Origin of the sequence: Bacteroides sp., from assembly GCF_052357945.1 — a bacterium.
Lineage (GTDB): Bacteria > Bacteroidota > Bacteroidia > Bacteroidales > Bacteroidaceae > Bacteroides.
Genome location: NZ_DAWCXD010000010.1, coordinates 1 through 15,936, shown reverse-complemented (window position 1 = coordinate 15,936; position 15,936 = coordinate 1). Strand labels below are relative to the sequence as shown.

At 39.2% G+C, this 15,936-nt stretch carries 10 protein-coding genes and 1 pseudogene; 1 reads left to right on the top strand and 10 read right to left on the bottom strand.

Going from position 1 to position 15,936, the window contains the following annotated elements:
* Nucleotides 1-8 precede the first annotated feature (8 nt).
* Genes ACT8YW_RS04235 through ACT8YW_RS04215 form a run of 5 tightly spaced genes read right to left on the bottom strand, consistent with a single transcriptional unit; the run spans nucleotide 9 to nucleotide 6,042 of the window.
* Nucleotides 9-1,016: an energy transducer TonB gene (locus ACT8YW_RS04235; protein ID WP_444104110.1), complete on the bottom strand. Its 1,008-nt coding sequence runs from the start codon at nucleotides 1,014-1,016 to the stop codon at nucleotides 9-11.
* A 4-nt stretch (nucleotides 1,017-1,020) separates the two neighbouring features.
* A complete protein-coding gene (locus tag ACT8YW_RS04230; RefSeq protein WP_444104109.1) occupies nucleotides 1,021-1,638 on the bottom strand; it encodes a radical SAM protein in 618 nt (205 codons plus the stop codon).
* The gene (locus ACT8YW_RS04225) at nucleotides 1,635-4,805 is read right to left on the bottom strand and encodes a UvrD-helicase domain-containing protein (RefSeq protein WP_444104108.1); all 3,171 of its coding nucleotides are present in this window, start codon (nucleotides 4,803-4,805) and stop codon (nucleotides 1,635-1,637) included. Before ACT8YW_RS04225 ends, ACT8YW_RS04230 begins: the two co-directional genes overlap by 4 nt.
* Before the next feature lie 8 nt (nucleotides 4,806-4,813).
* Nucleotides 4,814-5,437, bottom strand: coding sequence for a YhcH/YjgK/YiaL family protein (locus ACT8YW_RS04220; protein WP_444104107.1), 624 nt, complete (start codon nucleotides 5,435-5,437; stop codon nucleotides 4,814-4,816).
* Nucleotides 5,434-6,042, bottom strand: a complete 609-nt coding sequence (locus ACT8YW_RS04215) for an RNA polymerase sigma-70 factor (RefSeq protein ID WP_444104106.1) — start codon at nucleotides 6,040-6,042, stop codon at nucleotides 5,434-5,436. Before ACT8YW_RS04215 ends, ACT8YW_RS04220 begins: the two co-directional genes overlap by 4 nt.
* Before the next feature lie 161 nt (nucleotides 6,043-6,203).
* Between ACT8YW_RS04215 and ACT8YW_RS04210 the strand changes: the two genes are divergently transcribed.
* On the top strand, nucleotides 6,204-7,196 hold the full coding sequence (locus ACT8YW_RS04210; protein ID WP_004306246.1) for a FecR family protein: 993 nt from the start codon (nucleotides 6,204-6,206) through the stop codon (nucleotides 7,194-7,196).
* Nucleotides 7,197-7,529: 333 nt separating this feature from the next.
* Here the strand turns inward: ACT8YW_RS04210 and ACT8YW_RS04205 are convergent.
* The 5 genes and pseudogenes from ACT8YW_RS04205 to ACT8YW_RS04185 all read right to left on the bottom strand — a co-directional run bounded on the left by ACT8YW_RS04205 (nucleotide 7,530) and on the right by ACT8YW_RS04185 (nucleotide 15,755).
* Nucleotides 7,530-8,487, bottom strand: a pseudogene (locus ACT8YW_RS04205) (DUF4999 domain-containing protein).
* Nucleotides 8,488-8,509: 22 nt separating this feature from the next.
* Nucleotides 8,510-9,709, bottom strand: coding sequence for a DUF1735 and LamG domain-containing protein (locus ACT8YW_RS04200; RefSeq protein ID WP_004300461.1), 1,200 nt, complete (start codon nucleotides 9,707-9,709; stop codon nucleotides 8,510-8,512).
* Nucleotides 9,710-9,717: 8 nt separating this feature from the next.
* Nucleotides 9,718-10,857, bottom strand: a complete 1,140-nt coding sequence (locus ACT8YW_RS04195) for a glycoside hydrolase family 18 (protein WP_004313624.1) — start codon at nucleotides 10,855-10,857, stop codon at nucleotides 9,718-9,720.
* Between the two features lie 27 nt (nucleotides 10,858-10,884).
* A complete protein-coding gene (locus tag ACT8YW_RS04190) occupies nucleotides 10,885-12,435 on the bottom strand; it encodes a SusD/RagB family nutrient-binding outer membrane lipoprotein (RefSeq protein ID WP_004313625.1) in 1,551 nt (516 codons plus the stop codon).
* 17 nt (nucleotides 12,436-12,452) lie between these two features.
* Nucleotides 12,453-15,755, bottom strand: a complete 3,303-nt coding sequence (locus ACT8YW_RS04185) for a TonB-dependent receptor (protein ID WP_444104105.1) — start codon at nucleotides 15,753-15,755, stop codon at nucleotides 12,453-12,455.
* Nucleotides 15,756-15,936: the final 181 nt, after the last annotated feature.

Here is a 15,936-nt window from a genome sequence, read left to right as displayed (position 1 = left end):
TCTTGTATTTATTGTAATCGAAACATAACAGGTACGGTGAAATAAACAGCAACTTTAGTACCATCTTCCAGTTCTCCCGGTTTCCATTTAGGCATTTGATTAATGACGCGTAAAGCTTCTTTATCCAGATAAGGATCTACGCCACGTAAAACTTTTGGTTTGACTATATTTCCTTCTTTATCAACGATGAACTGAATAATAGTACGCCCCTGTACACCATTACCTTCTGTTCCTGTATTAGGGTATTGAATCTTTTTTGCAAGAAATTCCATGAGAGCTTGCTGGCCTTCAGGAAAATCGGGCATAACAGGTACTTTCTCGTAAACGTCAGGATAGTTTATACGAGTATAAGTGATTCTCAATTCCGGGCCATACATCGCACTGAATGAAAGCATCAGATTGTATGTCACTTGTACTGTCTCATTTGCCAATATGCCGGGTGTCCAACGAGGAATGAGAGACATGACCCTTAATATTTCAGCTTCAACTTTGGGGGGTATCTTGCGGGTAATCTTAGGGTTGATAACTTGTCCGTCATAATCTATAGTGAATTTTACATCAGTGTATGTATTATTAGCAATACTATCTATTTCTGAATAACGAAGATTTTCTTTCAGAAATTCTATAAATTTTTCTGTTCCTCCGGGAAATTCCGGTAGCTTTTCCGGACCATAAAAGGGGGCTTCCCCTTTCATGTCTTTTTCTTGTATCAGGCTGTCAGCAGTAATGGTCCAATTCATTTTAGGGCATTGCAGTGTTTCTGCGTCCAATGAAGTAGGAGGTATAATTGTAAGTATACCAGTTGATAGTCCAAACAGAGTGATGGCCTTACCTACACGGCGTTTTCGTTCAAGCTGTTGCTCCAAATATCGAACTTCAGCTTCGCATTTGGGGCAAGTACCCAAACAATCTCCCTGATACTGACATTCAGAGGTAATGAATTCAATATCATTCGCTTCGGCTATCTGCCGACGAATCTCTTTTAAGATTTTACAGGTTTGTTTTCCTCTTGCCATGGCATTAATCATTAGGGGGGTTATAGGTGAATCGGTCGAATTGGGTGATTCCCATTTCTTTCAAAAGTTCTATGCTTTGGTCAATATCCTTCTCCGTATTATAGGAAGGGATGAGTGGTGTCCGGATAACGATTTGCTTGGCTTTGTCTTTCCCGATTAAATATCGCAAATTACTTAAGACGTTTTCATTATTCTTTCCGGTATATCGCTGATAGATGTTATTATTCATATCTTTGATGTCGACTATGTAATTGTCTATAATAGAAATCAGTTCTTCTACATTCTGTTGCGGAACATTGAGAGAGGTTTCGACAGTGATTCTCCATTCTGGGCCACAGAGTTGGCGGAATTGCCTGATAAATTCGCTTTGTAACAAAGGTTCTCCACCGCCAAATGTGACTCCTCCGCAACTCGCCAGGAAATAAAGTTCATCTTTGCGTACTTCCTCGTAGAGCTGGTTACAATCATAGCTCTCCCAAACACCATCGGGCTGCAAAGATGTCGGATTGAGACAATATTTGCAACGCAACGGACAGCCATGGAAAGCAACTAATGTTGTAACTCCTTCACCGTCAATCGTTAGTCGATGGCGGGCAATGCCGATGAGAGGAACAGCTTTCATACTTTTTCTATTTTTTCTTCATCCACATACCACAAGTAGCCGGTGATATTTTTATATCCCATCTTGGTAAGAAGTTGCATATATCCTTTCACTTGTTTGTTATATTTAGGATTTTCCTTACCAAACTTGAAATCGACTACAACAACCTGATCGTCCTTCATCATTACACGATCCGGACGACGGGTTTGCAGAACTCCTTTTTCTTTATAGATAATAGCACATTCATTAAAGAGTGTCCATTTTCCGGAATACCAATCTTGAATTTCAGGAGAAGAAAAAGCTTTCTTTGCAACTTCACGAGCCACTTTTTCTTTCTCATCATTTCTGATAACTCCTTCAAAAATAAGCCGTTCAATGGCTGGATCGATATCTTCTGCAGTTTCGATGACAGAAAATAAAGTATGTAACATACGTCCGCGGTTGATAAAGCGGTCGTCCGAATCTTCTTCTTCAATGCCCTGAATGAAGTCAGCAGAGCGGTTGGACTGACGAAATTCAATATCATGCCGCATGGATTCCATCCGAATAGGGAGTTTCTCTGGTTTCTGGGTTAGCTTGTTTGTGGATGTCTTGATTCTTTCTTTTTCGGAAGGGCATAGTTGTCCTTGCTCGTAACAGTCTTCTTCCCAGTCAATCCCTTCTTCTTGGGCTACTATCGGTAGGGTGTTTGCCAATAGTTCGGACATGGTACCTTTTTGACTTTTTCTACTCCAGATAATGAGATTTTTTCCAGCGCGGGTAAAAGCAACGTATAGTAGATTGAGATTATCTACCCAAAGTTGAAGACGTTCTTGCAGGTAGTCGTTACCATAAATCGATTCAGCCATTTGGGTGGAATAGTTAATAGGAAGAATATCCAATGTATTGAATGGTGCTGTTTGCGGGGCACACCATACTAGCTGATTATTGGTTTCATTCTCCAGTTTCCAGTCGCAGAAAGGAAGGAGTACGGTATGGAATTCCAATCCTTTGGATTTGTGTATGGAGAAAATCCGGATACCTTCTACTTCTCCACTCGGAATTGTTTTACTGCATAATGTTTCGTCCCAATACCGGATGAATCCGTCTAGCTCGGAAGAGTTGCTTTGCAGATAATCGGTCACCGCATCAAAGAAAGCGAATAAATAAGCATCCTGATCTTTGATAAGATTCATCTCGAATATGCTGAAAAGTTCTTCTAAAAGCTCATAAAGAGGCATTAGCCTTAGTTCCTTTGTCTTTTCAAGAAAAGCGGCGGGAAGATAATTCTCGGCAGGGAGGAGTAGGAGAGTATTCCAATCCAGTCCTTTCTGTAAAACCTCGTTTTGATAGGCTACGGCCAGTTGGGCACGTGCTATTTTATTATTTTCATCGGAAAGGAATCGCAGTGCATCCAGCATCATACAAATGGCAAGAGAGGCGTCAAGGCGGAAGGCTTCGTCTGATACCACTTTATAGTGTAGCTCCTTATCGAAGTAGTCGGCGATTCGGGGAATACTTTTATTTTTTCGTACCAGGATGGCTATATCATTCAGTCGTACTCCGGAGGTGAGGAGATGTTGCACTTCTTCTCCCAGACTGATTAATGTCTGTTCGGTATAATCATGTTCTTCGTCGGGTTCAAGAAAAGATACTTTTACATATCCTTTTTCTGTACTTCGGGGAGATTTCTGCACAACGTCGGCATAAGCTTTCTGCAGATCCTCACAATCCTTGCCTAACTGTTGCTTATATACTCCGTTCAGATAGTTGGCGGCAGCTGTGAAGATTTGGTTATTAAACCGGATAACATTGGTTTCACTTCTCCGGTTGGTAGCTAATGTCTTGACGCGGATCGGGAAATGTTCGATGTGATTATTCAGGCTGTTGAGAATTCCCCAATCGCCATTTCGCCAACGATAAATGGATTGTTTAACGTCTCCTACAATCAAACTGTCTGCTCCTTGAGACAATCCTTCCAGTAAGAGCAATTTGAAATTTCCCCATTGCATCCGGCTGGTATCCTGAAACTCATCTATCATGACGTTATGGATATTCGTTCCTATCTTTTCGAATACAAAAGAGGAGTCACCGTCTTTCACCAACTGATGGAGCAGGGCATTCGTATCTGATAATAGAAAACGATTGTTGTCGTGATTCAATTGACGTACTTCTTCATCGATATTGGCGAGGAGTTGCACTTTGTTGAGATGTTGCAGGGATAATCGGCAACTATTTAGTAACAAATTATTCTTGGAACGTAACTTTTCAGCATCTTCCAGAATTTGCATGAGACTGGAGTTGGCTAAATTAATGATGTCCGCGTAGCGGGGAGAAGTCTTGGTTGCCCAGTTCTTTGCGTCTTCCAGACATTTTTCTACTGTAGCATTACGGATATCATTGCCTAAAATACCATTATTAAGTTTACGAAAATAACTTCCGATTCCGCGTGAACCGTTTTTCAGATCATCAGCAGTAAGTGCGTGTCCATCCAGTTCTCCTTCGAATTGGTCGTAGAATCCTTTCATTTGCTCCAGAATTTCCGTTTCCAGCGCTTTCAGTTGCTTGCGATACTCTTTGATGGTATCAGGGTTTCGTAACCGTTGCCGGAGTCCTTCTCCCTTTTCAATATAACCTTCATCGAAAATATTGCGTCCGAAACTTTTTACTTCGTCCGACACGTTCCAACGTTTATCGTCGGCAATTCGTTCGTTGATATAATCGAGTAACCATGCGAGAACGGGAGAAGTGGGTCCTAGTTTCTCAATCATGCTATCTACAGCGTCACTAAGAACTTCGGTGTTATTTAACTCAATATTCAGATTCGGGCTAAGTTCCAGTTCCCGTGCGAGATTGCGCATGACAGATTGAAAAAATGAGTCGATAGTCTCTACCCTGAACCGGCTGTAATCATGCAGCATATAGCTAAGGGCGACGCCTGCCGCTTCCCGTATCTCCTGTTCGGTTTTTCCAGTCTCTTCTTTAATTCGGTTGAGGTAGGCTTCGGAATCTTTATCGCCTATCTGTATGCCGTAAAGCTGACTAAGAATGCGTTCTTTCATTTCTGCTGTTGCCTTATTGGTAAAGGTGACAGCGAGAATTTGCCGGTAGGCGCGGGGATTGAGAATTAACAGTTTGATATATTCCACTGCCAGGGTAAATGTCTTACCCGAACCTGCGGAGGCTTTATAGACTAAAAGTTCACTCATGTTTCTGTTTATGGGATATATTCGATTTTAGCAACAATGACCCGTATGTCCTCCGGTTCTTTCCCTGCCTTTACCAATGCCTGATGAAAGTTTTTGGGGAAGAACATGAAGAATGTATCCGGAGTGGAATCTATATATTTTATTTTCTTGGCTTTGTAGAAAGTAACATCCGGTTTATATTCAGTGATAGGCTCTGCATATTCTGCTGAAGTAATTCCGAAACGTTCGGTGCCTTTCACTACATATTGCAGATCGATACCATGGCGGTGTGCTTCGATTTTACGTTTACTGACATCTTGTGTTGTTGCATCCTGTACATTGATGTAACAATGTTCGCCATCCACTTCATATCGTCCGGCAGGCATATTCGCAAGGTCGTGGGTAGCTAGCCATTGGAAAGTCTTGTCCCACACTTTCTGGTTCTTATGATATTGTGACGCAAATTCCTGATAATCGGTTGTTTTATGAGGCATTGCCTTCAGTCCGTTTGCCCATTCTTGTTTTTGTGTCCATTGACGGGCTTGTTTAAGAGTCCAGTTATCAGCGGATTCTTGTGAACACACGTTTTCAGTGAAGAAAAGAAAAAGTCCGATTAACAGGCTTGAACTACTAAATACAAATTTTGATTTCATGATTGTTCGAAAAAATTAGGTCCGAAAATAAGTATGAATAAAGGTAGATAGTCTTTTAAAGCTACTCGCAATAACTTTAAGGCTTGTCCAATCCTGTAATTAATCGTTTGTGGAGATACATTCAGCTTCTCGGCAATTTCTTTATGTGTCAGATGTTGATTGCGGTTCATCTCATAAGCTTCGAGATATTCTTTCGGAAGTTTTTTTAGTGCTTCTTCATATAAACGGAAAAGCTCATCACTCAAATAGAAGTCCGGGTTATTGAGCTCACTATCATATTTATCAACGATTTCCTGATGAACTTTTCGTTTGATCTCAAAATGGGAAAGACGGTTGAGAGCTTTGTTCTTGACAATCGTAAAAAGAAGTGTTTTGAGTGTCAACTCTTCCATAAGAGTGCAACGATTTTCCCACAGCCACATCATCGTTTCTTGTACAATCTCCTCTATTTCTTCCTGCTCACCTACATACTGGGAACAAAAAGCACATAGCCTACGGAAATAATGTCTGTAGACGACGTCAAAAACTTTTTCTTCTCCTGCTTTTAGGGCAGTGATAACGGACTTATTATTATTAATATCCAAATATATCGGAGATTGTGACATTCTCTTTTAATTTATGTAAGACAAAAATAATGAAAGAAGTAGATAAATGAAATAAAAATGCGAGAAAAAATATTTTTTTCTTTTTCTCTTTAGTATATTTGTGCTCACAACTGTATTACTACAAAGGTATTATAGTTTTTTTTGTAAAAAGATAAAAGAGCATGGATGAAACTATCTTGGTGAATTACCTGCAAGGTGAATGTAATGATGAAGAAGCTGCTCGGGTGGAAGCTTGGTGCGAGGAAGGGCCGGAAAACCGGAAAACTTTGGAGCAACTTTATTACACTCTCTTTGTAGGTGAGCGTATAGCGGTGATGAATACTGTAGATACAGAGGCGTCATTGGATCAATTTAAATCAGCTATCAGAGAAAAAGAGAAAAAGGCTAAGCGGAAAAGTATTTCAATCCGTTGGGGACGTTATGCTACTGTGGCGGCTGCTTTTCTTACCGGACTCGTTTTTGCCGGTGGAATTGCCTGGGGATTACTTTCTAATAAGCTTTCGGATTATGAGGTGATAACTGCTGCCGGACAGAGAGCGCAGACTGTGTTGCCGGATGGTAGTAAGGTATGGCTGAATGCATCTTCAAAAATAGTTTATCATAATTCTTTATGGAGTTCGGATCGTCAAATCGATTTATCGGGTGAAGCCTATTTTGAAGTGTCTCATGATAAACATGCTCCATTTATAGTAAATAGTAAGCAAATCAAGACTTGTGTGCTTGGTACGAAATTTAATGTGCGTGCACGCCAAGATGAGAATAGGGTAGTGACTACCTTGCTTCAAGGACTGGTACGGGTAGATTCTCCGCGAACGGAAGAGAATGGTTATTTGTTGAAACCGGGACAGACATTGAATGTAAATACGGATACTTATCAAGCAGAGTTAATTGAATATAACCAACCTACAGATGTGCTTCTCTGGATTAATGGCAAGTTGGAATTTAAGCAACAATCTTTATTGGAAATAACCAATATTATGGAGAAGTTGTACGACATTAAATTTATCTATAAGGATGAAGCATTGAAATCAGAACGGTTTACCGGTGAATTCTCTACTGATAGCACTGCTGATGAAATACTGAATGTATTAATGCATACCAATCATTTCTCTTATAAGAAAGACGGACGGATTGTCCGGGTGATGAAGAAATAAGAGATAGATTAGTGTTTCTAAAAGGCTGTCTAATTAGATCCTGAAAGATTAAGGTTTGTTCGTTATATAAAGATGTGAAGTGCTCCCAAAAGTTAGATACATAACTTTCTGGGGGCATTTCACATATATGTAGTGGCAAACTGATTGGAATGGGATTTGATTAGATAGTCTTTAAAACGAGAAATCCCCCTCACTACATGACTGAACTGCACTCCTTAAGTTTTGTGTTCAACTTTTGGGGTGCAGTTCATTGTAATGAGGGTGATTTTATGAACTTAAGGCCTGTTTAATAGCCTCTATTCTATATTTTTATAGTTATTTATTCATAAATACTTACTCACTTTTGGGTTCGTAAACATTAAATTCTGTAACATCCGTACGACCACTTGAAGCAATGGTAATAATCTGATATTTTAGATATCGTGTAGTAAATAGGAGAAATGAACGTAATATTTTGTGTGCCACCAGATATTGCTAGTGAACTTAATGATTTCCAAGTTGTACCATTATCAGATTGTAAAATCTCTACTTCTCTAGGAGCATATGAACTTGAATTTCCCCAATGATTTGTTTTGATGCCTGTTAACACCTTAGTTTCTCCTAAATCAACAGTAAACCAGAATCCTGTACCACTAAGAGCAATATCAGTATTAGTCCTGCCATCAATTAAGTTATTACCTGTTCCTTCTACTCCTTCTTCTAGCTTAATTACCCAACCTGCACGATTACTGATAAGTTGGCTATTGCTAGGAGTACCACTTTTTAGATTACAGTAGGCAGCTTTATTAATGATGACAGGTAAGGTACTTAAATTACTGCTAATAACAGTGTTCTTATCATTGGTAGTTACATTACTGATTGATACACTGAAAGAGAAACTTGTTTTTTCCATGATACTGGCGAATATCGTTGGATCGACCGTCGCAGTGATTTCTTCAGAAGTCATCTGTCCTTCTTTGAGAGTAACCTGTGAGGAACTTAAAACGATCTGGCTTGCATCAAGCCCTTCTGTCTCACTTTTTGCACTTAATGCGATAACCATATCAGTAGAGACTGCTTTCTGTGTTTTTACAGTAAAAGCCATCTTAATTTCATCTCCTCCGATTCCATTCGCATCATGGGTCAGATTGAACTTTTTTACATTCCCCGATAAATAGTCATTTCTCTGTAGAGACACATACGTAGCATTCCACTCGTTAAAAACTTCTTCATCATCGCTACAGGACGAAATGAACGGGACAAACAAGCCGAGTAGAGTTGCTATTGATAGTGATTGAAATATATTTTTCATATTACATACGATTAAATTATTACTATTTCCATTCGGTAGATTTATCTGTAGATAAAATACCGTCAATCCAGGTAGGAGTAGCAGAAGTTGTCAAAGTATGACCTTTGCCGGTTGCATCTTCAAATACATTACCTTGTCCTTCATTGAATCGCCAATAAGCTTCCAAACCTACAGATTTAGGGCTAACTTGAGTCATGTTATTCTGAATTTGAGAAGCGGAACGAACTACAGACCAGATACGTGCTTCACTCATCAAAATTTTACAGTTTCCCCATCTACTATAAGAATCATCACCTAAGCAGAACCAATTTACATCAGAGAAAGTTGTTGCTCCTGTTGGTATACTCAATACACCCGAATCAACTCCGTTTATGTAAAGTCGATAGTTGGAACCATCACAGACCAATGCTAAATGTTGCCATTCATTTGGCTTGAAAGAATTACTTGGATTCAAATAAAGCCGATTACGTCCTACAATCTGTACTAATGAATGTGCTTTATAATTTTCATTATCACTTTGAGGATCCTCAAAACGTAAAAGGATAAAGTTTGCATCATCTCCTCCGTTCTTAAATACTGCACGGTCACGGTCAGCTGTGTTGGCTACCTGGAAACGAACCTCTATCGTATATTGTGAATACGTTTCGGGAGATTCTGTGAATTTATTAGCTTTTAAACTAGGAGCACCAACAAACATTGGAGCTGAAAATTCGATAATACTTTCTGCCAAAATAACAAAGGTTCCGGTATTTTCCATCGGTGAAATACTTCCATCTTGCAACACTAGTTTTACAGGCAGTGCATATGATTCTCCCGATTTCATCATTTCCTGACTGAAAGCTTTCAAAGCGATGGAGAGGGCATCGGCTGCATATTGTCCTGCTTTTACAGTAATCGTTTCCGGCAACGTATAATAATCTTTGGGCAACATTATATATCCGGTTCCATTAATATGGTTATAAGTGTCCAGTACTGATTGATCTGTAACCAATTTATAATGATTGTCTGTAGAAGAAAGATTACTTAGATGCACATTTAGGGTAGTAAAACTTTCTCCAGTAGCCTGTACGGTCACTTTTTGACTTGTACTGGAAAGAGCTTCTTCAATATAAGCATGTGTATCTAAAGTATCGTATTTTGCATCTCCACAACTTACTATACTTCCTAAGCCTGTTATGACTGCGGAGAAGCATAAAATTTTTATATAATTCATACGTTTCATAGTTTACATTAATTTTTAAGTAATGAATGTGATGACGGGTTCATAATTTGAATAGCACGGCGTATATTTTTATATTCTGGTGAAGTTCCATACTCTGCTTCCATATGATAGGTTCCTGCACCACCTTTACGGAATCCGTTACTTGGTTGCCAGCGTGCCATTCCTTCGAGAGATTTCATTTTGTTACCATAACGATCAGTGTAATCATATCCACCGTCCATAGCAGCATCGGTAGCCTCGAAATTCTCGGTCATGATGGTCATCTTCGTGATTTGTTCTTCAGACATGACACTGCTATACGTCTGAACAAGTCCTGCACCTGCTACGCCGCCTGTGATAAGACGTTTATCGAGTTTAGAATCACTGCCAGGACTACTATTATTGTAAGCCTGAATGATAAAATAGTCAAAATATAACCCGACTTCAGGTCTACCTGTTATGCTCTGTGGTTCGCCATCGATAACTAATAATTTACCAGTTCCTGATTTCGGACCGAAATATTTGCCTAGTTCATCAACAAATGCAAACATTCTATCGTCTTCGTCTACGATATTACCGGGGTTGCCAAAATTAGGTTCATAATCGATATCAAAGCCGTCGTAACCATATTTGTTTACTGTATCGGCAATGGCGCTTGCATATTTGCGAATGGATGCTTCTATTGCTTCCTTATTTGATTCATCGGAAGGCCATCCCCAAAAATCATTCACAGCTTCTTTTTCGGATGAAAATCCCATATTTTCCCAATTTTCACGAATATTCTGCGGAGTAATTTGATCGCCTACACTTCTGATAATAAAACACATGGTAAAACGAGTACCTTTAACTTGTTGGCAAAATTCCAGATCTTTTTTTTGAGCTTCTGTAATGTTCGACCAATTTCCCCAAATAGAAACAATATCTACACTATCAGGAATACCGGCTAAAGAACTTTTCATATAGGCACCTTCACCACTCCAGCCACCAAACCAACCAAATGCAACTTGGTGATCTGTCTGTTTATAGGCACGCAAGGCCGCATAATATTCATCCGATACGATCGATTCGGGAAAAGTTTTTGCTTCTGACTCCGTCCAGTCACTGCAACCGATCAATGAGGTCGTTGCCAGTGATATGAGTACAATGTATAATAAATAAATTTTCTTCATAAAAGTCCTTTTTATGCATTATATAAATTAGTTCTTTTTAGCCCACTTTAAGTCAGTAGCTTCGTTATCAGCACCGCCTAGTTCTGCTACTCCCAGATCATAATTGGCTTTATTGTTTTGTGCCTCTGTATAAGGGAAACTTAGACGACGCATACCGCGTTGGCTGCTCACACCACAATCTGATAGATTGTCGATACAAGGATAAAGTTCCGGATAACCTGTACGGCGATATTCAGCCCATGCTTCCAATCCTAATGGATAATTGGCGATCCATTTTTGAGTAATGACACGTTGGAAATTCTTTCCATTTACGTTGTCAGCCTCGCTGTCATCCCACATTACACTCACAGTATTGGTAATTGTAGCAGTAGCATTTTGCACAACATCACTTTCATGTGATACGACAGGAGCCTCGTCAATCTTCATGTATTCAGTGGCTGAAACCTGATATTGTTCCATTGATAAATTAATACCATCTTCGTAATAGGCTTTTGCTGTTTTAGAACCGACATTCCAACCACGCAATTTTCCTTCTGCACGTAAAAACGCTGTCTCTGCAGCACAGAAAACCATTAATTTAGAAGTTGCCGTATATGCAGGAATAGAGAATCCTGCTGCATCTGCCTTTTTAAAATCAGCATCTCCAGTACGCATACCTACATATTTATCTGTTTTCCCGGCAAGGGTAGACTTATTAAAGAACTTCGGCATACGTGGATCGCCATATGCATTCATATAATCTACAATATTTGCATTCACACGCAGATCACCCCAACTTACAGCTGCCAGTTGATAGGGATTACTCTGCGTGCCACAAGAAAGCATAGCATTATCCGAATTACTTTCAATCAATCCTGCTTTATGTGTTACTGCTGCTTCAGCTGCCTCTTGAGCAATGCCAGGCCATGTTCCGCTGATTCGCATTGCAACACGTAAACGCATTGAATTGGCTAGCTTAGCCCAACCTGAATAATTTCCATCAAAAACCGGATCATTGGCTCCCAATGGGGCATTACCATTTGTTTCTACATAATAGTTGTACAAAACATCGGCTGCATTGGCTAAATCACTTAATATACTGGTATAGACCTGTTCCTGGGTATCATAAGATACATAGAAATTACCCTTCTTTACTTGGCTGTAAGGCATCGGTCCATAACAATCCGCAACGCGAAGCATTGTTATTGCACGTATCATACACGCAAAAGCATAATAATGTCCCGTAGAATTTGTCGCTTCTTGTATTTGGAAGAAGTTTCCATATATTTTTTCAAACGGAGTGTTCCAGGGGGTAGCATTCCAGGCATCACTCTGATTGAATGTGCTGAAGTTTGTACCACTCCATGTGTTAGAACAGCATAGATAGCCACCTAACTGTCCCACCATCTGATCTTGCATTTGAGAGTCATTCTGCTGAATATTCACAATTGTTTCAATCATAGATTTCATCAAAGTCGCAGGGTCTGCATCATGAATTTGATATTGATTCGTATTATACTCCTCAAATTTATCGGTACAACTTCCTGCCAGTAACAACAGAGCGGCACCGACTGTGATATTTCTTAAATATTTTCTCATAACATTAGCTTTTTCTTTTAGAATTGAACTTTCACATTAAAACCGAAGTTACGCAAGCTGGGTTGCATAAAGTAGTCTACATTCATATAATAGTTACTGGAGGTAGAGGCAGACAATTCCGGGTCAAATGGGGCTTTACAATAAATCATCCATAAATTACGTCCTACAATACCCAAAGTAACATTCGCTACATTTTTAAACCATCTTTTAGGAAGTGTATAGTTTAGACTCAATTCCTGCAAACGTACATTGGTTGCACTATATAGATAATAACGACCATAGCCACCTTCACCCGTACCAATAGTCTGGTAATACTTTTGGGCGTTAACTTTACCGTTATTAATAGGTATGCCACCATTATCACGAGCTGTTGCAGATGTTTCGGATACTCCATAATAATCTAAAATACCTTGAGTAGCCGAATAAGCTAATCCGCCTACACGGGCTGATAATACAACTCCTAAATCAATTCCTTTATAAGTGAAATGATTGGTCCATCCGAGGTTGAAATCAGCATCCAGATTACCTACTTTTACCGGAGTGTTTGATGAAGTGATACCCAGATTACCATTCTGATCGACTTTTATATTACCGTTATTGTCTTTTGTCAGTTGGTTGTATACATAGATATCAGTCATGGAACCTCCTTCTGTCAGGATGACGCGAGGAGCTACATTCTCTTTACCTAACCAACCCACATTCATTTCATCCATTTGGATAGCTTCTCCTGTCACAGGATTCACGCTACCGCTTGCCAGTCGTTTCACCTTGTTACGGTTTAGAGTGAAGGTTGCATTAGAAGACCATCCGAATCCTGCCCATTTATCACTGAATCCTAAAGCTAATTCAATACCCTGATTTTGCACGTTACCAGCTTGTACAATTGCTTGTTTATATCCGGAAGAGGAGGGGATATCTACCTTAAATGTTTGGTTCAGTGTGTTAGAACGATAGTAAGTAGCGTCTAAATTAAAACGATTTCCCCAGAATTTCAAGTTCAAACCGATTTCCCAGGATTTAGTCTTTTCAGGTTTCATATTGTCCATCGGATATACGGTCGGATTCGCCCAGTTATGTGTCTGGCTGTTGTATTCGTAACCCGGATTAGTAAGGAAACGATCGAAAGAAGAGGCTACCACTGTATACGAACCGCGTATTTTAGCATAAGAAATCACCTCTGGTAGTTTAACCATTTCTGATAATAAAGCCGATAAACCGACTGACGGATAAAAGAACGATTTTTGTTTGGAGAATGCGAGTTTTGAATCCCAGTCATTACGTCCGGTTACAGTTAGATACAGTTGATTTTTCCAACTTAATTCAGCACTGGCAAAAATACTTTGAATTTCATCTTCATATCCGGTAGGATCCGGTTTATAGTTGGCAGAGAAATTAATATTGTTGATCTGGAAGAAGTTGGGGATAACCAGGTCACCTGCAATATATAACTGATCCATTGAAGTATGATATATGGAAGCACCAACATTGGCTGTTAAATGAAAATCACCAAATGTTTTATCTATATTAGCCAGGAAATCGGCATATAAAGAACGTTCCTGACGCATGGCATCTTCAAAACCACCGCTTACACCACAGAATGTTGTTAATGTAGAAGCAGATTTTTCGTTTTTATTCCGGTAGTCGGAGTTGTCCAGATTGACGCGACCAACAACATTGAGCCAATCTGTAGCCTGCCATTTCAAAGAAGCGTTCATCATATAGCGTTTCTTGTTGGAAGTACGGTTGATGCGATTTTGTATCCAATATGGATTTTGTAATGACAAACTTGCATCACCATAAGGCCAATATTGTTCCATATAGCCGTAGTTAGTATTATAACGTTCATACAAACGAATTTCGTCAAAGTTGTCTCCACGAGGGAATAGATACAGTGATGGGAGAGGGTTATAATACTGTCCTTGAGAAACCATGTTTTTGTTGTTCTGAACGATATATTGTGCACCGATATCCAGAGTAAGTTTATCATTTAGGAAATGGGTGGTATTACGTGCCGTAAAATTATAACGGTTATAGGAGTTATTCGGAAGAATTCCACCGGAGTTAGTTGTAGAAGCAGAAAGATAGGTCTGGTTTTTGGTATTTCCTGTAGATAATGCTACCGAATTGATAACATTGGATCCTGTTTCAAAGAAGTCAGATGGGTTATATCGACGGTTTGTCAATTCTCCCCAGCTGAATAATCCGGAACTTGTACCATAACGGTTCTGCATATCCGGCATAATATATGCTTTAGAGAAAGTAGTACTGTTGGATACTGTTATGGTAGTTTTCTCTGTTTGGCCTTTTTTAGTAGTAATTAAAACAACACCGTTTGCCGCAGCAGAACCATATAGTGCTGCCGCAGAAGGACCGGTCATCATACTAATGCTAGCAATATCATCCGGATTTAAGTCAGCAACAGCATCTGATCCTCCCATCTCTCCAAATAATCCTTCGCCACCGCTTTTTCCTGTATTAAAAATAGGTACACCATCAATTACATACAATGCATTGTTATCTTTAGTCAGAGATTTCATACCACGCATAACAACACGTGTGGCACCACCAGCACCGGTTGCACCACTATTAATTTGAACACCGGCAACCTTTCCTGATAGTGAATTCATAAAATTGGCGTCCTTTACAGCTGTCAATTCGTCACCTTTTACCTCTTGTACATTATAACTTAACGCCTTAGTTGCACGCTTGATACCCAATGCAGTAACAACTACTTCATCCAATACTTGCGTATCTTCTCCTAGGGTAACTTTCAAGGGTTGTGCGTTGGTAAGTGTGATTGCTTGGGAGGCATAACCAATATAGGATACTTCAAGTACATCACCTTTAGCTGCTTGTATTTTGAAATTTCCATCCATATCAGTGATAGTACCATTTGAAGTTCCTTTTATCAAAATACTAACTCCAATCAATGGTTCTCCTTTTGAATCAGTAACAGTACCACTTGCAGTAATTGGTGTTTTTTTCTGCTGCTCTTCTTTATTACTCTTCGCAGAAAGTACAATATGATTATCTACTATTGAAAAACTGACATTAACTCCTCTGAATAACTGATTCATTACATTATTCAAAGATTCTTTTGTTACCTTGATAGATATGACACGATTTATATCGACATCATTTGTGTTATAGACTACTGACATTGAAGTTTGTTTCTCAATTTCTTTCAAAGCAGTGTTCAAGGGTACTTTCGATAGATTAAGAGTGATCGTTCGTTCTTGCCCATAAGCTGAAGCAAAACACGAAACCAACAAAAGGAAGAATAACAAGTGTGAGAACTTGTGTTTTATAATTTCTTTCATCTTATTCTTTTTAATTAGAAATAGTTTTTAGAGAGTTTGTAATTAGAAGCGGTAAATGTGATTACCGTTTTCACACAAAGGTTTCATGTATCTCTGTTTCTCATAATTAATAAATTTAAAGGTTACACTTAAAATAAATTCGATAAGCGCTTATTCAATAGTAATACATTTTATGTTGTAT